This is a genomic window from Methylobacterium sp. E-046 (assembly GCF_022829625.1).
Lineage (GTDB): Bacteria > Pseudomonadota > Alphaproteobacteria > Rhizobiales > Beijerinckiaceae > Methylobacterium > Methylobacterium longum.
Genome location: NZ_JAKSYP010000038.1, coordinates 26,767 through 44,462, shown reverse-complemented (window position 1 = coordinate 44,462; position 17,696 = coordinate 26,767). Strand labels below are relative to the sequence as shown.

The window sequence follows — 17,696 nt, the reverse complement described above, 5'->3', positions numbered from 1 at the left end:
TCCAGCACCTCGCCGGCATGAAGGACTCGAAGGTCATCGTCGCCATCAACAAGGACGAGGACGCACCGATCTTCCAGGTCGCCGATTACGGCCTCGTCGGCGACCTGTTCCAGGTCGTGCCAGAACTCCAGGCCGAGATCGCGCGCGGCTGAACCCAAATCCGGGGTGGAGCGGAGGCTCGGCGATCTCGGGGCGCCGGGCCGGCCGTGGCGATCGCGGCCGGCGCGGCCGGCCCGGCGCTTGAGGCCGGCGCGAACCCGCCCGGGGCGGGCCAGCGGTATCGGAGCGCTTTGTCGGACCGACAGCCGTGCGGCTCCGGTCCCGAACCACAAACCGCAGCGCCGTCTCAGGCTCGGAGGCCCCACCGAGAGCCCCCCGCCCGCGGGGAGCGGATCGGCGGCCGGCGGAGCAGCGTCTCCGGCCCGATGCGTCGTCAGGATCCGCGATCGGGAAGGCTTTCACGGGAGGTCTCCGGCAAAGCCTGGATCCCGTTCCAGGCGCGCTCGGCAGGCGGCGAGGTCCTTCTCCGTGTCGACCTCCAGCCGTTCCACCCGGCATGCCGGTAGGGGGGCGAATGCGGACAGCCTCTCGAACACCGGCGTCTCGTCGTTCGTCAGATAGTCTGCGGGGACGAGCGCGAGATTGGCCCACTCGTAGTGACTCGGTACCGTTCTGCTGAAACCGGTCACCGTGATTCCGTCGGCGTCTTCGGCTGTATTCGCGTAAACAGGATCTTCCGAGATCTCGTCGGCGATGCTGACAAGGCTCGATCGCTCGCGGCACGTCTCCAGGAAGGTCGCGAAGCTTCTCGCGCCGTACACGGTGTCGCCGTCCAGGATCAGTACGGACTTGCCCCGGAGATCTCTGGCGGCCAGGTGGAGGCTCTGCAGCGTGGTCGTGTGACGGTAGGCCGGATTACGCACGAAGATGACGTCGGCGCGAACCCGTCGCACGGCAGCGATGACCGCGCGCTCGTGATAGCCGACGACGACGCGGACGTCCTCGACATCGCGCAGCAGATGAAGCTGGTATTCGATGATCAGGCGGCCGCAGACGTCGATCAGCGCCTTGGGTATCCCATGCCCCAGCCGGCTCCCCACGCCGGCGGCCGCAATCACAGCGTGGCCAACAATCGACACAGCGTCGCTCCATCGTACACCACGTAATCGGCCATCTCGTGGAGCGCCGCGACCGGCTCATGCACGCCGCCATAGGCGATGCCGACATCCGCCTCCTCGAACATCGGCACATCGTTGCTGCTGTCGCCGATCGCGACGACGTCGCTGCCACTGGACCGCAACTCGCGGATCGCCCTGCTCTTCAGTTGAACCTCGCCCAGTTCGACGGCGCCCGTCGGCCCGAGATGGCCCTTCGAGCAGAACCAGCGACAAGGCAGCACGGTCATCAACGGCGCGACCCAGAGATCGAGGTTCCCCGTCACGATGAAACACCTGTCGGCTTCAGCCCTGATGAAGGCGGCGATGTCGGGGTCGAGCCGCACGCTCCCGGTTATGTCCTGGATGCGCGCGAGCGGCACGTTTCTCAGGATCTGGAACCTGAGCCGGAACGACCGTTCGAAGGAGATCTCTCCGCGCAGGGTGAGATCGGTCAACAGCGACATCTCGTCGAACAGGTCCAGTTCGCGCGCGATCGCCGGCAGTATCTCCTCCCGCGTAACCGTTCCGTCCAAGTCAAACGCCAGGGACGACCTACCGCTTTTCGGATCGGGTGACGAGGAAGACATGCTGCGTTGTTTCACGCCTGTTCTCCAAAGACGAGGGTAGCAGACGCTGCTGCTTGGTCAGGGTGAAACCGCATGACAGACCTCTATCGATCAATTCAGCGTATTCCGGGACTGTCCGGTAGACAGCACTGTAGTTGCAATCGAGCTCCTCGGAGAACTCGCCGATCAGGGACAGGCGGGCCTCGATCCCGACGGGCTCCCGGATGCAGACGGTCGCGGTCGCGGCGGCCAGGGGAGGAAGGGCTCGCAAGCAGGCCAGAACATCGTCGTCGTTCAGGTAGGCGAAGACACCGGCGATGAGGAACACGTCAAACGGCGGCGCTATCGCGAGTTCGGCCGTCGCCAGATCCTGGGCCGCGCCCCTCTGGAACGCGAAATCGGGGCGCTCGGGTACCCGGCGCCGCGCGATCTGGATGAGCTCCTCGCTGAAGTCGATGCCGAGATACGCCGCGGCCTGCCCGACGAAAGCGTCGGCCCACCGCCCGACGCCGCAGCCGATGTCGAGAACCCGCAATCCGGCGCCGTGGCCGATCAAGGGCAGCACGGCGCTCTTCTCGTGACGATCGCGCGCCGTCACGAGGTCCGGAGAACGGTCCTGGTACATCGTCGCCGAGTAGTCGCATTGACGATTCGCGACCGCGCCCCGGTCACGGAAGAATCGTTCGATCGCCTCGTAGTCGAGCGATACACGGGATCCGACCACGCGGCTCATCGTTCACCCCCAACCCTTCAGGCGCGCCGAAAGATAAACATCTTGTTCACGAGACCCTGGTCGCGCCCCATCTCGATGGCCTCGATTGCGTCGAATCCGCAGGCCGCAAGCGCGCCGAGATACTTTGCTTCCGCGCGATACAGGGACGTGTACTCCGCGGTGGAGACGAAAACGTCGTTCGCTCCCACCGCTACGGTGTCTTTCAGGACCAGCAGGCCCTGCTGACGAACGGCCCCCCGCAGGATCCCCAGCAGGGCGTCAAAACGCTCGTCTTCGATCAGGGTTGATACGACGCCCATGCACGACACCATCTCGTACACGTCTTCATCACGGTATTCGCTCAGATCGCGTTGATCGAACCGAGCATTCGCGATGCCTCGCCGGGCCGCCTCGGCCCGCGCCTGGTCGACGAGCTTCCGGGAGAGGTCGAACCCACGGACCGAGTTCGCGCACGCGGCCATGAGAAGCGTGAATCGGCCGTTGCCGCAGCCGATGTCGAGGATGCTCCAGGTCGTCTCGATGAGCGGCAGCACGTGGGCCTGGAGGATGGCCTCCTGGCGCATATAGTATTCGGGCGAGGCCAGGAACGTGTTGTTGCACGCCATCCAGAAGGCCGAGGCCGCCGACTGGGCAGCGCTTGGATCGACCGGCCTGGTCAGCCCGGGTCCCGTGCTCAGCCCGCGTCCCAGGTCGGGGCTTCCGGGCGCTTCGTCGCGCGCGCGCGATCTCGGCCACCGCGCACCCTCGTGGAGGACCGCCGCGACCACGTGATCCTTGATCCGCTGGCCGGCCAGCCCGTCCGTGCCGAACAGGTATTCGCTCAGGGGACCGAGACGAGCCGATCTGCACGGATCGCGCCCCGCCGATACGTCGTCGATGAATCGTCTGATCGCGTGGTCGGAGTCACCGAGCGCGTAGGCGTTGATGATCTCCGCATCGTCGTTGAGCCCCGGCCCGGCCTCGTTGCGCAGATAGAGGATCGGCTTCGTCGTCGGCAGGTATTCCAGCAGGAAGGACGACACGTCCGACATCAGGGCAACCGATGCGGTGAAGCTGTGCCGATAGTCGGGACGCTCGTCGAGGATGAGTGCGCCCCGGTCCCGGGCGCCTTGGAGAAAAGCATCGATCTCCGCCTGCGTCATGACCCCGTGTTGCAGGATCGTCGTGAACAAGGACGGATGCGGCCTGAGCAGGAGTACGATGTCCTCCCGGCTCGCGAAGAGGTCAACGAGAACGTCCTTCCAGATGAAGAACGTCGACCATTGCGATTCCGACGAGATGGCGAAATGTGGGTTCCACAAGAACGCCTTCCGTCCGTCGACAGCCCGCACCAGCGACGGATCGAGATCGTCCGCGGTGAAGCCTTGAGCCCAGTCGAATTTCGGATGCCCCGATACGACGACGTGGTTATCGCCGGCCCGGCAGTACCGGCCGAACATCCGACGGTGCCGCTCCGAGCGCGCGAAGATACGCCAGCATCGCTGCTGCACGTTGAGATCGAATTGGTAGCGCCGGTTCTCGTCCCCGCCGCCGATCTCGAGACCGTAGGGAATGTACGCGATCCTCGGCACGACCCGCTCGACCGAGCCGACATGCAGGGAAGCCGGCCGCGTCGAATCGTACGGATTCTGGTAGAAGAGGACGTCCGGCGCCTCCGCTTCGAGGTCGTAAGCCTCCGCCGTCGTGAACGGGATGTCACGCTGGACGAGGAAATCGCGGAGGCGAGCCGACGGATAGCCGCCTTGCAGAAAGGGCGATACGACGACGGTTGTTTCGCACCTCGGATCGTGCCGGAACGCCTCAACGACGGAGTGGAAGGACGGCCACGTCTCCGCCGTCTGGGCGATGAACACGACCTTCACGCGCCCCAGCGCGGCCCGATAGCTCGCGGCTTGGAAGCGGGCCGATGCGGCACGCGACTCGGCAACCGCGTGCCCGTCCTGGATCAGGGGAACGATGCGATCGATCCGCGAAGCGAGGTCCTGGAGGTCAGCGCGGGCGGCGTTCTGACGCTCACGGAAGGCGGCGTCCTGCTCGCGAAGCAGGTACGCCAGGTCGTTGAACCGGCTGGACAGGGCCTCCGCGAAGCCCTCCCGCACCTCCGATTGCTGCCGGGAGACCAACGCTTCGTGTTCGCGGAGCAGATAGGCCAGATCGCCGAAGCGGCCGGCGATGGCGTCGGCGAGGCTGTCCCGCACCTGGGATTGAGCCTGTAGAATCGCAGCCCCGTGGTCGCGCAGCAAAGTTGCGAGATCCTCAACGCGGCGATCAACCGCTTCCGCGACGTCGTCGCGGCCCCCTTGTGCGCCTTCGGACGCTCCCCGGACGCTTTCCGTGAGGTCGTCGAGGCGCGCCGCGACAGCCTGCTCGGAGGCTTTCAGCGCGAACAGAAGCTCGCTGTACCGGCCGGAAACCGCTTCAACAACAGCATGCCAGCTATCAGTAAGGCGACCCGATTGATCAGAACGCGTCGTGGCCGTCTCATCCGCTAAAGACAATCGCCGCACCTCAACTCCAAAACCGCCTCATGAGATCTCCGATCCGTCATTCTGTAGATGGAATTGTATACGCATCGCAGTTCCGCCGAAAAACGACCTGCATTCATGTTTAAAAACATAATTATCCCGAACGAATAAGCTTTATTGCACGCGAATATTCCACATTGTACCGGTATTGGCTGCGAATCGACCGCGATTGCCTCGCAGAACCGGGATCCTGGCCCGGATCGCGAGGAACTCTAATGCATGGCGGCGGCGATTGGTAGCCGGAATGCCGAATCCGGCACGGTGGCGGGCGCAGGTGGCCGACCGCGCAGGGCCGATTGTGGTCGGACACCGCTGGAGGCGGTCGACCTCGGACTGGTCACGGCCTGCGCGTCTTCCAGCGGCTGGACGTGTCCCGCCTCCGGCACTCGTCGCGTGGCGGGCCGTGGAAGATCTCGTGGCGGACGCCCCCCACGACGCCGGACGCCCGATGCGGGGCGCCCTGCCCGATGCGGCGATCCCGGCCATCGCCCGCCCCGGGGAAACGCCCCGCCCGACCGCGGCCACCGCGGCCCGGGCCCGCCGGGGATGACGAGGCCCGGCGCGCCGGAGGCGCAACGGCCCGCTTCGACGGCCCGCTTCGGCAGCACCGTCACGGGCGAGGCTCGGGCGCGGGTCCCGGCACGGTACGGCCCGGCCGGTCATTGCCTTCCGCGACCGGGGCGCCCATGACGGGCCGCCGTCTCAGCGCCCGGCGCGGGAACCGGAGGGCGGTGGCGTCCGTCATGGTGGCGGACCGGAGGATGGACGGACCGGACGCGCGGCGGCGGAACGGACGGAGGCGACGGGGATCCGACGTGGACACGCAGAACATCCCGGCCGAACTCCACGCTTACTTCGAGAGCTCGCACATCGCCCTCGCGCTGGCCTCCGTTGCGCCGGACAACCCCCTGTTGCTGGTGAACAGCCCGTTCCATCGGCTTACCGGGTACGACAACGCCGACGTGATCGGGCTGAATTGCCGCCTCCTGCAGCGCGACGCCGAGAACCGGGAGGCGCGGGTCAAGATCCACGCCTTCCTGGAGGATGAGCGGGTGGATGCGGTGCGCACGTCGATCGTGAATTTCCGCAAGGACGGGCGGCCGTTCGTCAATCTGCTGTACATGTCCAAGTTGAAGGCATTGTCGGGCGAGGTGCGCTTTCTTTTCGCATCTCAATTCGACGTCAGCCGCTCGCAACCGGAGTTACTTTCCGCCTACGATGCCGAGCTCGGCCGGACCTTGTCCCGGCTGAGTCCGACGCTTGCCGAGAGCGGCCTCGTCATCGAGGGGTCCCTGAGGACGATCGCCAACACTGTCGCCACCGTCGCGCAGGCCAAGCTCACGCTCGCGGATCTCAATGCACCAGGATTTCCATAACGAGGCCGGAGGCGAGGCCTCCGAGGCCCTCGGCGGCGGGCAGATCGTGCCCGCCCCCTTCGCCGGGCCGGTGGTGGGGATCGGCGCTTCGGCGGGCGGGCTTGAGGCCCTGCGCGAGATGCTGGCGCGCGCCCGTCCCCCGACCGGGATGGCCTTCGTCATCGTCCAGCACCTCGACCCCAATCACGAGAGTATGCTGGCGCAGCTCCTCGACCGGCAGACCGAGCTGCAGGTGCTCCAGTGCGAGGGCGGCGAGCGGATCGCCGGCGACACGGTCTACATCATCCCGCCCGGGCGCGGCCTCGTCATCCAGAACGGCGTGCTCGAACTCACGAAGTTCGTCCAGCCGCGCGGGCTGCGGCGGCCCATCGACGACTTCTTCCTGTCGCTGGCCGTCGACCAGCAGGCCAATGCCGCCTGCGTGATCCTGTCGGGCACGGGCGCCGACGGCACGACCGGCCTGCGCGCCGTGAAGGAGCACGGCGGCGTCTGCGTGGTCCAGCAGCCCGACACCGCCCGCTACGACGGCATGCCGCTCTCCGCGGTCGGGACCGGGCTCGTCGACTTCGTGCAGCCGCCGGGGGAGATCGTGGAGTGCCTCGCGGCCTTCTTCCGCCGCCGCGGCACCGATGCCGGCGGCGAGGAATCGGGCCCGGTCGCAGACCACCTGGACGACCTGTGCCGGGTGCTCCGCACGGCCGTCGGCCACGACTTCGCCGGCTACAAGCGGACCACGCTGGTGCGCCGGGTCGAGCGGCGCATGCACGTGCTGGGCCTGGATTCCGGGCGGGCCTATCTCGCCCGCGTCCGCGCCGACCAGGTCGAGTGCGAGGCCCTGTTCCGCGACCTGCTGATCAACGTCACCCGCTTCTTCCGCGACACCGAGCTGTTCGAGATCCTCCGCGAGCGGGCGGTCGAGCCCCTGCTGCGCACCCGCAACCCCGATGAGGACATCCGGGTCTGGATCCCGGGATGCTCCAGCGGCGAGGAGGCCTACAGCATCGCCATGCTGTTCGCCGACGCGGCCCGCCGCCTCGACGTGCCGCTGGCGGTGCAGATCTTCGCCACCGACATCGACGAGCGCATGCTCCAGATCGCCCGGGAGGCGAGCTACCCGGCGGCGGCCTTGGCCGACATCCCGGCGCCCCTGCGCGAGCGCTACGTCGTCCTCCACGCCGAGCGCTTCACCATCGCGGCCGAGATCCGGGACCTGATCCGCTTCTCCAGCCACAGCCTGGTGAAGGATCCGCCGTTCTCCCGGGTGGACCTCCTTTCCTGCCGCAACCTGCTGATCTACTTCGACGAGCGGCTCCAGCAATCGGTCGTGCCGCTGTTCCACTACGCGGTGCGGCCCGGCGGCTACCTGTTCCTGGGCCCCTCCGAGAGCGTGAGCCGGTTCGAGCAGCTCTTCCCCACCATCGACCAGCACGCCCGCCTGTTCGAGCGGCCGCCGGGCGCGCCGCACTACCCGATCGACCTGCCCGGAAGCGCCCGGCGCGGCGAACCCCGTCCCGGCGGACGCGAGGAGCGCCGGGGCGACCCGTCGATCGCCGACGAGACCGTGGCGGTGCGGCGGGTGGTCGAACGCTACGCCCCGCCCAGCATGGTGCTGAACGAGGACGGGGGCATCATCGCCGCCTACGGGCGCCTGAGCCGCTACTTCGACTTCCCGGTGACGCGGACCGGCGGCACCAGCGCCATCACGCTGGCGCGGCCGGGCCTGCGCGACGTGATCGGCCCCCTGCTCCGCCAGACCCGGGACGCGCGCAAGCGCGTCGTCGTGCGGGACGTGGCGATCCGCTCGGATTACGGCACGCAGACGGTCGAGCTGGTCTGCGATCCCCTGCCGGACGGCGCGATGCTGCTGATCCTGCGCGAGACCGGTACGTTCCAGCCGTCGGACGACCTCGACCTCGTGGAGATGGACGCGGGCGACGATCACGTCGAGGCGCTGGAGGATGAGCTGCTGCGCACGCGCTACAAGCTGCGCTCGGCCGTCGAGGAACTGGAGACGACGAACGAGGAGCTGAAGAGCTCCAACGAAGAAATGATGTCGATGAACGAGGAGCTCCAGTCGACGAACGAGGAGCTCTCCACGGTCAACGACGAGCTGAAGACGAAGGTCGAGCAGCTCACCATCGCCAACGCAGACCTGCGCAACTTCTTCGAATCGACCGACCTCGCCGTGATCGTTCTGGACCGCGACCTGCGGGTGCGCAGCTTCACCGCGGCGGCCACGACGATCTTCCCCCTGCAGCCGGGCGACCGCGGCCGTCCGCTCGCCGACGTCGCGAGCCGGCTCGCCGGGCAGGATTACCTGCACGACGCGCAGGAGGTCTGTGCGGGCGGCTCGGTGATCCAGCGGCGCATCACCACCCGGGACGGGAACCGGACGCTGTCCCTGCGGGTCCTGCCCTACCGCCTGCAGAACGGGAGCATCGACGGCGCCACCCTGGTGCTGACCGACATCACCGAGGCCCTGTCCCTGGAGCGCCAGCTCGCGGCGGAGCGGGAGCGCCTGGAACTGGCCGTCAAGGCCGGCGGGATCGGCGTCTGGGAGTACAGTCCCGATGCCGGGACCATCCTGGTCGACAGCACCGCCGGTACGATGTTCGGCCTCGCGCCCGACACGCCGCACCCGACGGCGACCCTGATCGCCTGCGTGACGCCGGAGGATCGCCCCGGCCTCGAGGCGGCGCTCTCCCAGGCCGCGCACGGGCTGGACGAGTTCGAAGCCCGCATCCGCATCCGCAGGGCGGAGCAGACGCTCCGGCACGTCCGGAGCTACGGGCGCCTGACCCGGGGCGGCGACCGCAAGCGGATCGTCGGCGTCTGCATCGACGTCTCGCCCGAATACGCCCTGGCCGAGACCCGCGACCTGATGCTGCGGGAGATGAACCACCGGGTGAAGAACCTGTTCGCCATCATCGGCGGCATGATCTCGGCGGGCGCCCGCACGCACCGGGACATCGGCATCTTCGCCTCCGACATGCGCGACCGCATCTCCGCCCTGGGGCGTGCGCATTCCCTGGCGGATCCCAGCGACGGCCAGGGCATGAGCGATCTCTCCGGCCTGGTCGGCGCGACGCTCCGGCCCTACCGCGACCACGTCCCGACCACGATCGAGGGGCCGCTCATGACGATCAACTGGCGGCACGTGTCGTCGCTGGCGATGATCCTGCACGAGTGGGCGACGAACTCGGTGAAGTACGGCGCCCTCGGATCGGAGGATGGCTCGCTGTCGGTGACCTGGGAGCGGAAGGACGGGCTCGTGCTGGAATGGCGCGAGCGCATGGCCCGGATCCCGGAGCCGAGGCCCGGCCGCGGCTTCGGCACGCTGCTGGTGGACATGTCCCTGCGTCAGCTCGAAGCGACGGTGACGCGCAGCCACGACGCGTCCGAGTACCGGATCACGCTGCATCTGCCGGAGGCGGCGCTCGCGCGCACCTGATCCAACCGTTCAGGGCCTCCCCATTCCGCCGAGGGGTGCCGGCAACCGCGCGTGTGCGGGCTGCCGCGGTTGCGGTCTGCGAGGCCCGGGCGGCGCCCCTGCCGGACGGCCGATACGCGGCGGTCCCGATCCGTGGTTCCGTCATGTCGCACACGCCCGGCGCTCCGCAGAACCGGATGCGCGCCGCCGCGCGCCCTCGCCAATGGCGCGGCCAGCGCACCGGCGTCACCGGTTCGCGGGGTGAGGCACCCCGCATCACCGCCGCCGGATCCGAGGCCTGCTGCGTCATCGCGACGGCCCTGGCCGGGCCGTACCGCGTTGTCCCCCGCCGCCGCCGCCGCTATCCACGCGGCCGACCGAGGGGGCCATGGACGCAGAGAACGAGAGGCTGCGACGGCGCGAGCGCGAACTCGAAGAGCGCGTGGCGCATCTGGAGGCGCGGTTGGAGGCCGCGCGCGGCGATGGCCTGCGCCGGCCGGGCCAGGGGCAGCAGACCTCCGCGGCCTCCGCCGACCTGCTGTTCACGGCGGCGGAGAAGACCCGCATGCCGCAGATCATCACCGACCCCGGCCAGCCCGACAATCCCATCGTCTTCGCCAACCGGGCCTTCCAGAACCTGTGCGGCTACGACGCCGCCGAGCTGATCGGGCGCAACTGCCGCTTCCTCCAGGGGCCCGGCACCGATCCGACCGACATCGCCAAGGTCCGCGACGCCATCACCGGCCGGCGCGACGTCGTCGTCGAGATCCTCAATTACCAGCGCGACGGCACGCCGTTCCGCAACGAACTCTACGTCAGCCCGGTCTTCGGCCCGGAGGGCGAGCTCCGGTACTTCTTCGCGAGCCAGCTCGACGTCACCCGCTTCCGCACCGCCGAGGGGGTGCTGGCCGAGAGCGAGGCCCGGTACCGGGCCCTGTTCGACGCCGTCGACAGCGGCTTCTGCATCGTCGAGATGCGGTTCGACGCGGCGGGCCGGGCGGCTGATTACCGGTTCGTCGAGGTCAACCCGGCCTTTGGGGCCCAGACCGGACTGCACGACGTCGTCGGGCGCTGGATGAGCGAGATCGTACCGGGCCACGAACGCTTCTGGTTCGACACCTACGGCGAGGTCGCGCGCACCGGACGGCCGGTGCGGTTCGAGAGCGGCGCGGTCGCGATGGGCCGCTGGTTCGACGTGCATGCCCTGCGGGTCGGCGAGCCCGAGCAGCATCGGGTCGCCGTCCTGTTCAACGACATCACCGACCGCCGCCGGGCCGAGACCACGCTCCAGGCGACCGCGGAGGAGAAGACCACCGAGCGCAACCTCGTCTGGCGCGCCAGCCGCGACCTCCTCGTCGTCTGTGGCTTCGACGGCCTGTTCCAGACGGCCAACGATGCCTGGACCGAGACGCTCGGGTGGGACATCGCCGAGGTCGAGGGTGCCCGCTTCGACACCTTCGTCCACCCCGACGACCTGGATGCCGTCTCGGCGGCCTTCGAGCGGGTCAGCGGCGGCGGCGTGCTCGCCGACGTCGACGTGCGCGTCCGGACGCGGGACGGCGGCCACCGCTGGTTCTCGTGGAACGCCATCCCGACCGGCGACCGCTTCTACGCGGCGGGCCGCGACGTCACCGACAGGCGCGCACTGGAGGAGCAACTCCGTCAGTCGCAGAAGCTGGAGGCGGTCGGGCAACTCACGGGCGGCGTGGCCCACGACTTCAACAACCTCCTGACCGTCATCAAGTCCTCCACCGACCTGCTGAAACGGCGCGATCTCGCCGAGGAACGCCGGCAGAGATACATCGGGGCGATCTCCGACACGGTCGACCGGGCCGCCAAGCTCACCGGCCAACTCCTCGCCTTCGCCCGGCGGCAGGCGCTGAGGCCCGAGACCTTCGCGGTGAACCACGCCGTGACCGCGGTCGCCGACATGGTGGGCACGCTCACGGGCGCGCGGATCCGGGTCGAGCTCGACCTGCCCGGCGAGGACCGGCAGGACCTGCACGTGAACGCCGACCCGAGCCAGTTCGACACCGCGCTGGTGAACCTCGTGGTCAATGCCCGCGACGCGATGGGCGGCGAGGGGCACCTTCGCATCCAGCTCCGCAGAGCCACCCTGATCCCGGCCGTGCGGGCACACCCGAGACGGCGCGGCGATTTCGTCGCGGTCTCGGTCTCGGATACCGGCTCCGGCATCGCGCCCGAGAACCTGGAGCGCATCTTCGAGCCGTTCTTCACGACGAAGGTCGTCGGCCAGGGCACCGGGCTGGGCCTGAGCCAGGTGTTCGGCTTCGCCAAGCAGTCCGGCGGCGAGATCACGGTCGAGAGCGCCCTCGGCGACGGCAGCACCTTCACCGTCTACCTCCCGCGCGTCGACACCGCTGCGTCCGGTCTTGTGACGGTCGAACCGGAGCCGCTGGCCGAGGGACATGGCACCTGCGTCCTCGTCGTCGAGGACAACATCGACGTCGGCGCCTTCGCCGAGCAGGCCCTGCGGGAACTCGGCTATTCGACGGTCTGGGTGACGGATGCGACGAAGGCGCTGGCCGAGATCGAGCGGGTCCCCTTCCGCTTCGAGGTGGTGTTTTCCGACGTGATGATGCCGGGCATGAACGGCGTTGAGCTCGCGGGCGAGATCCGTCGGCGCCGGCCGGACCTGCCGGTCGTCCTCACCTCCGGGTACAGCGACGTGCTCGCGGCCGAGGGCACCCACGGGTTCGACCTGCTGCGCAAGCCCTACTCGGTCGCCGACCTGTCCCGCATCCTCCGCCGCGCCGTCCAGAAGGTGCCCCGGGGACACGACCCGCTCGCCGGATAGCGACGTCCGCGCCGGGACGCCCCTGACATGCGGCATCCCGTCCCCGGTTCGACGTCGTCGACGATGTGGAATTGCCTCGCAAAAAGCCGATTCATCAGTAGAGACACGCTCAAGGTCTTGAGAGGGCCTGCCGCACGAACCCGCCAGCGCGATGCAGCCCGATCCAAGCAGCCCCGTCCTCGACCCGGCACGCCTATCGGCCCTCGACGCCTACTCGATCCTCGACACGCTCCCCGAACAGGGGTTCGACGACATCGTGCGCCTGGCCACGCGCCTGTGCGCCGTCCCCGTTGCCCTGGTCAGCCTGGTCGCGGCCGACAGGCAGTGGTTCAAGGCCAAGGTCGGCTTCCCCCATTGCGAGACGGATCTCGACCGCTCGGTCTGCAAGTTCGCGCTGCCGGAGCCGGATCTGCTCATCATCCCGGACCTGAGCGCCGACCTGCGCACGGCCGCCAACCCGCTGGTCACCGACGATCCGCACATCCGCTTCTACGCGGGCGCGCCGCTGCGCACGCCCGAGGGGCACGTGCTCGGCAGCCTGTGCGTCATCGACACCATGCCCCGGCCCGAAGGCCTGTCGCAGGAGCAGGCCGACGACCTGCGTGCCCTGGCCCGCCAAGTGACGGAGTTGCTGTCCACCCGGCGAGCGGTGGAGCACCGCGACGCGTTGCTGGAGCACCAGCGGGACAAGCTACGCCGGGTGCGCCACCTCGACATCCTGGCGCGGAGCTCCCAAGCGCTCCTCAACGCCACCGACCCGGCCGCCGTCCTCGCCCCGATCCTATCGGCGAGCGCGGGCACGCTCGGGTTCGACCGAAGCTACACCTACGACCTCGGGCCCGGCGGCAGGGACTTGCACCTGACGCATTCCCTCAACGCGACGGCCGAGGTGCAGGAGCTGCTGCAGCGCCTGCCCATCGGTGCGCCCCTGTGCGGGATCGTCGCCGAGCGGCGGCAGCCCCTCGTGCTCGCCAGCCTGCAGACATCCGGCGGGGAGGCCTACGCGACCGCGCGCGCCATGGGCCTGGACGCCTACGCCGGATATCCCGTGATGAGCCGGGGCTCGCTGCGCGGGGTCATCTCGTTCGCGTCGACCCAGCAGCCCGCCTTCGACGAGGAAATCCTGACGTTCTTCGCCACCGTCGCGCGGCTGATGTCGGCGGTCTACGAGCGCCTGGACGGCGAGCAGGCCCTGCGGGACAGCGACCGGCGCTCGCGTCTCGCCCAGGAAGCCGGCGGCATCGGCACCTTCGAGCTCGCCATCGACACCGGCCTGATGAGCGTCTCGCCGGTCTTCGCACGCCTGTTCGGCGTGCCGCCGACCGGCCTGTACACGGCGGAGACCTTCGAGGCCCTCGTCCTCCCGGAGGACCGGCCGACGGCCTCCGGCCAGCAGACCCGGCAGGATGCCGGGGGGGCCGGGGGCGTCGAGTACCGCATTCGTCGGGCGGAGGACGGCGCGCTGCGCTGGATCGCGCGTCGGGCCGATGTCATCCTCGACGGGGACGGCCGCGTCGTCCAGATGATCGGCACGGTGCAGGACGTCACCGAGCGCCGGGCGGCCGAGGAACGGCTCGCGGAGGGCGAGAAGCGCTACCGCGCGCTGTTCGACAACATCGACGAGGGCTTCTGCGTCATCCGCTTCGTCGCCGGGCCGCACGGGCCGATGAGCGACTACGTGCATGTCGAGACGAACCCGGCCTTCGAGCACCACCTCGGTATCCCGCACGTGGTCGGCCAGACGCTGCGCGACATCGTCACCGACAACCCCGAGGAATGGCTGAACACCTACTTGGAGGTGTGGCGCACCGGCGTGCCCGTTCGGTTCGAGCGCGCATTCAGCCCGACCGGTCGGCGGCTGGAGGTCTCGGTGCACCGCGTCGAACCGGCGGCCCGCCACGAGGTGGCGGTGCTGTTCACCGACGTGAGCGACCGGCACGCGGCTCAGGGTGACCTGCAAGCCAGCGAGGCGCACTGGCGCGGCCTGTTCGAGCGCCTGAGCGAGGGCTTCATGGTCGGCGAGGTCATTCGTGACGCCGCGGGGGCGATCCGGGACTGGCGCTACGTCGACGTCAACGCCGCCTGGGCCGAACTCGTGTCCATGGATCCGGCCACAGTGATCGGACGCACCATCCGCGAGGTGCTGCCGGGCATCGAGGACGCCTGGGTCGACGAGTTCGCCGCGGTCGTCGAGACCGGCGAGCCCATCGCCTTCACCCGCCAGGTCGGGACGCTGGCCCGCTGGTACGAGGGCCGTGCCTTCCCGCTCGGCGGCGGCCAGTTCGGGGTGATCTTCCTGGAGATCACCGACCGGGTGCAGGCGGAGGCGCGCCGCTCGGCCCTCATCGCGCTGGGTGACCGGCTGCGCGACCTCGACGACGTCGAGGAGATGACGCACGTCACCAGCGAGATCCTCGGCAAGACGCTCGACGCCATGCTGGTGGGCTACGGCGACGTCGACCCCCAACAGGAGACGGTCACGGTCGCCCGCGACTGGACCACGGGGGGCGCCGGATCCCTGGCCGGGACCCTGCACTTCCGCGACTACGGCTCGTACGTCGAGGACCTGAAGCGCGGCAGGACCGTCGTGGTGCGGGACTGCCGCACCGATCCGCGGACCCGGGCCAACGCGACGGCGTTGGAGGCGCACAGGGCCCGCGCCTTCGTCAACGCGCCGGTGTTCGAGCGCGGGGCCTTCGTGGCGCTGCTCTTCGTCTGCACCGGGGTGGAGCGGGACTGGACCGCGCCGGAACTCGCGTTCATCCGCGACGTGGGATCCCGGCTGCGCCTCGCGGTCGCGCGCGTGCGCGCCGAGGAACGGCAGGATCTCCTGAACCACGAGCTGTCGCATCGCCTGAAGAATACCCTCGCCGTCGTCCAGAGCATCGCCGGCCAGACCCTGCGCTCCGTTTCCGAGCGAGAGCCCGTCGAGGCGTTCGAGCGGCGCATCATGGCGCTGTCGCGGGCGCACGACGTCCTGCTGCAGGATGCCTGGGCGCCGGCCTCGCTCCGGGCGGTCGCGACGAGCGTGCTCGGGCCGCACGCAGCCATGGACCGCTTCGTCCTCTCGGGCCGGGAGATCGGCCTGGCGCCCTCGGCGGTGCTGTCCCTCTCGCTGCTGCTGCACGAGCTCGCCACCAACGCCGCCAAGTACGGCGCGCTCTCGGTGGAGGGCGGCCATGTCGCGCTGTCGTGGGCCGTCCTGCCGGGGGACGAGGCCGTCCTCGAATTGAGATGGCGGGAGCACGGCGGCCCGCCGGCGGTCGAGCCGGCGAGGCGCGGGTTCGGCACGCGGCTCATCCGCACAGGCTTGGTCGGCGCCCGCGATGCCGACCTCGATTACATGACCGAGGGGTTTGCGGCGGTGTTCCGCGCCCCACTTACCCACATTCAAGCGTCCTGATGCGGGCGGCATCGGGGTGCACCGTGGTACATTCGCAAGACGAAGGGGCGGGACGCCGCCCCGTCGTCCTCCTGCTGGAGGACGAGCCGCTGCTGGCGATGACGCTGTCCGATTACATCGACGCCGCCGGCTGCGAGGTCGTCCAGGTCAACACCACGGAATGGGCCATCCGGGTCCTGGAGGATCGGACCGACATCCGCATCGTCGTGGCGGATCTCGACACGCGCGGGTCGGTGATGGGCCTCACGTTCGCAGCCCACATCCGTGACCGCTGGCCGCCCATCGAGTTGATCCTGACATCGTCGGCGCCGCGCGCGCCCCGGGCGGGCGCGATGCCGGCCCGCGGGCTGTATTTCGGCAAGCCGTTCGACGGCCGGGCGATGGTCTCGGCCATACGGGATTTCGCGGGGCATGCTCCCGCAGCCTGACGCAGCGTCACGTTCCACCCGGCCCGGACGGCGTTCGCCCGCCCCGGCCCGCGCTTCCGGCCGCGGGGCGCAGCCGCCACGCCTCAGGTCTGCGCGAGCGGGACGCGGACGTTGATCCGCAAGCCGTCGGCGTCGCGGGTGACGTCGACCTCCGCGGCCGTCTGGACCGTCAGGATCTTGTTGAGCAATCGCATGCCGAAGCCCTCGCGCGTCGGCAGTGCCGGCGGGGGGCCGTCGTGCTCGTTCCAGGTCCAGGTCAGGCACCGGCCCCTCGCGCCGTCCTCCACCAGCCAGGTCACGGCGATCCGGCCCCCAGGATGCGCCAAGGCGCCGTGGCGGAGCGCGTTGGTGGTCAGCTCGTGCAGGGCCATGCTGACGGGCACGGCCAGTTCCGAGGGCAGCTTGAGCCTCGGGCCTTCGAGGGTGATGCGGCCGCGCTCGTTGTACGGGTCGAGTTCGGACCGGAGCAGGCCCTCGAACGAGGCGACCTGAGCCTCATCCTCGGTGATCAACGCGTGCGTCCGGGCCAGGGAGGTGATCCGGCCGGTGAAGGCCCGGGAGAACTCGTGCATCGTCACGGAGGAGCGCAGGGTGGCGTTGAGCACGGCCTGCACGGTCGCGAGGGTGTTCTTCACCCGATGGTGCAGCTCGCGCACCATCAGCGCCTGCCCGTCCTCGAAGGAGCGCCGCTCGGTCACGTCGCGCTGGGCGGAGACCCAGTTGGAGATGCGCCCGTCCGCGTCCCGGACCGGCGTGATCAGCCACTCGACCCGGTACGTAGACCCGTCCTTCCGGTAGTTCAGGGCCTCGCCCTGGAACGGCTCACCGGCCGAGAGGGCGGCGCGGGCCCTCTCCAGGACGGCGCGGTCGGTGCCGGGCCCCTGGAGGAAGCGCGGGCTGCGCCCGGCCACTTCGTCCAGTTCGTACCCGGTCAGGCGGGTGAATGCCGGGTTGGCATAGACGACGACCGGGCCGGGCTCGTCGAGGTCTGCGGTGGTGATGAGGATGGCCTCGCCGGTCGCCTCGACCGCCGCCTGGAGGAGCCTGAGATCGGCCAAGCTCCGCCTTGTCTCGTCCCGACGCGACACGCCAGCCCTCTTCAGGTCCCGCCACACGGCTCGCTGCCCAGGGCTATCCGCCGCCAGGTGGCCCTAACTCAACGGACAACCTCCGCGCCGAGGCTCTGTTTCCGCCCGGCGGCAAGGTGCGTGATGTGACGCGGCTTTCGGAGCGGGCGGAGGCGCGCCCGAGGGGTGGCGG

At 69.4% G+C, this 17,696-nt stretch carries 10 protein-coding genes and 1 pseudogene; 6 read left to right on the top strand and 5 right to left on the bottom strand.

Features of this window, described 5'->3' with window-relative positions; all coding sequences use genetic code 11:
* Positions 1 to 152: pseudogene (locus MKK82_RS01885) on the top strand (electron transfer flavoprotein subunit alpha/FixB family protein); the annotation flags it as partial.
* A 306-nt stretch (positions 153 to 458) separates the two neighbouring features.
* Here MKK82_RS01885 and MKK82_RS01880 read toward each other — a convergent pair.
* The 4 genes from MKK82_RS01880 to MKK82_RS01865 are packed head-to-tail and all read right to left on the bottom strand — an operon-like array spanning position 459 to position 4,963.
* Positions 459 to 1,139 (bottom strand): NTP transferase domain-containing protein, encoded by a 681-nt coding sequence (locus MKK82_RS01880; RefSeq protein WP_238291650.1) that lies wholly within the window; start codon positions 1,137 to 1,139, stop codon positions 459 to 461.
* Positions 1,115 to 1,759 (bottom strand): HAD-IB family phosphatase, encoded by a 645-nt coding sequence (locus tag MKK82_RS01875; protein WP_238291649.1) that lies wholly within the window; start codon positions 1,757 to 1,759, stop codon positions 1,115 to 1,117. The genes MKK82_RS01880 and MKK82_RS01875 overlap by 25 nt, the downstream gene beginning before the upstream one ends.
* Entirely contained in the window at positions 1,710 to 2,456 is a 747-nt protein-coding gene (locus MKK82_RS01870) for a class I SAM-dependent methyltransferase (RefSeq protein ID WP_238291647.1), read from the bottom strand. The genes MKK82_RS01875 and MKK82_RS01870 overlap by 50 nt, the downstream gene beginning before the upstream one ends.
* Positions 2,457 to 2,473: 17 nt before the next feature.
* Positions 2,474 to 4,963, bottom strand: coding sequence for a methyltransferase domain-containing protein (locus MKK82_RS01865; RefSeq protein ID WP_243984463.1), 2,490 nt, complete (start codon positions 4,961 to 4,963; stop codon positions 2,474 to 2,476).
* Between the two features lie 833 nt (positions 4,964 to 5,796).
* Here MKK82_RS01865 and MKK82_RS01860 point away from each other — a divergent pair.
* The 5 genes from MKK82_RS01860 (at position 5,797) to MKK82_RS01840 (ending at position 16,436) form a co-directional block, all read left to right on the top strand.
* A complete protein-coding gene (locus tag MKK82_RS01860; RefSeq protein WP_238291644.1) occupies positions 5,797 to 6,357 on the top strand; it encodes a PAS domain-containing protein in 561 nt (186 codons plus the stop codon).
* Positions 6,338 to 9,808 carry a chemotaxis protein CheB gene (locus tag MKK82_RS01855; protein WP_238291643.1) on the top strand — a complete coding sequence of 1,157 codons (3,471 nt, stop codon included), beginning with the start codon at positions 6,338 to 6,340 and terminating at the stop codon, positions 9,806 to 9,808. The genes MKK82_RS01860 and MKK82_RS01855 overlap by 20 nt, the downstream gene beginning before the upstream one ends.
* A gap of 367 nt (positions 9,809 to 10,175) precedes the next feature.
* A complete protein-coding gene (locus MKK82_RS01850; RefSeq protein ID WP_238291642.1) occupies positions 10,176 to 12,605 on the top strand; it encodes a hybrid sensor histidine kinase/response regulator in 2,430 nt (809 codons plus the stop codon).
* Between the two features lie 151 nt (positions 12,606 to 12,756).
* Positions 12,757 to 16,008 (top strand): GAF domain-containing protein, encoded by a 3,252-nt coding sequence (locus tag MKK82_RS01845; RefSeq protein ID WP_238291641.1) that lies wholly within the window; start codon positions 12,757 to 12,759, stop codon positions 16,006 to 16,008.
* A 23-nt stretch (positions 16,009 to 16,031) separates the two neighbouring features.
* The gene (locus MKK82_RS01840; protein ID WP_238291640.1) at positions 16,032 to 16,436 is read left to right on the top strand and encodes a response regulator; all 405 of its coding nucleotides are present in this window, start codon (positions 16,032 to 16,034) and stop codon (positions 16,434 to 16,436) included.
* Positions 16,437 to 16,519: 83 nt separating this feature from the next.
* On the opposite strand, the gene MKK82_RS01835 is transcribed toward MKK82_RS01840, so the two are convergent.
* Positions 16,520 to 17,494 carry an HWE histidine kinase domain-containing protein gene (locus MKK82_RS01835; protein WP_238291639.1) on the bottom strand — a complete coding sequence of 325 codons (975 nt, stop codon included), beginning with the start codon at positions 17,492 to 17,494 and terminating at the stop codon, positions 16,520 to 16,522.
* Positions 17,495 to 17,696: the final 202 nt, after the last annotated feature.

Coding starts and splice junctions, on each gene's coding strand:
- MKK82_RS01855 (WP_238291643.1), top strand. CDS start 6,338: ATGCACCAGGATTTCCATAACGAGGCCGGAGGCGAGGCCTCCGAGGCC.
- MKK82_RS01850 (WP_238291642.1), top strand. CDS start 10,176: ATGGACGCAGAGAACGAGAGGCTGCGACGGCGCGAGCGCGAACTCGAA.
- MKK82_RS01845 (WP_238291641.1), top strand. CDS start 12,757: ATGCAGCCCGATCCAAGCAGCCCCGTCCTCGACCCGGCACGCCTATCG.
- MKK82_RS01870 (WP_238291647.1), bottom strand. CDS start 2,456: ATGAGCCGCGTGGTCGGATCCCGTGTATCGCTCGACTACGAGGCGATC.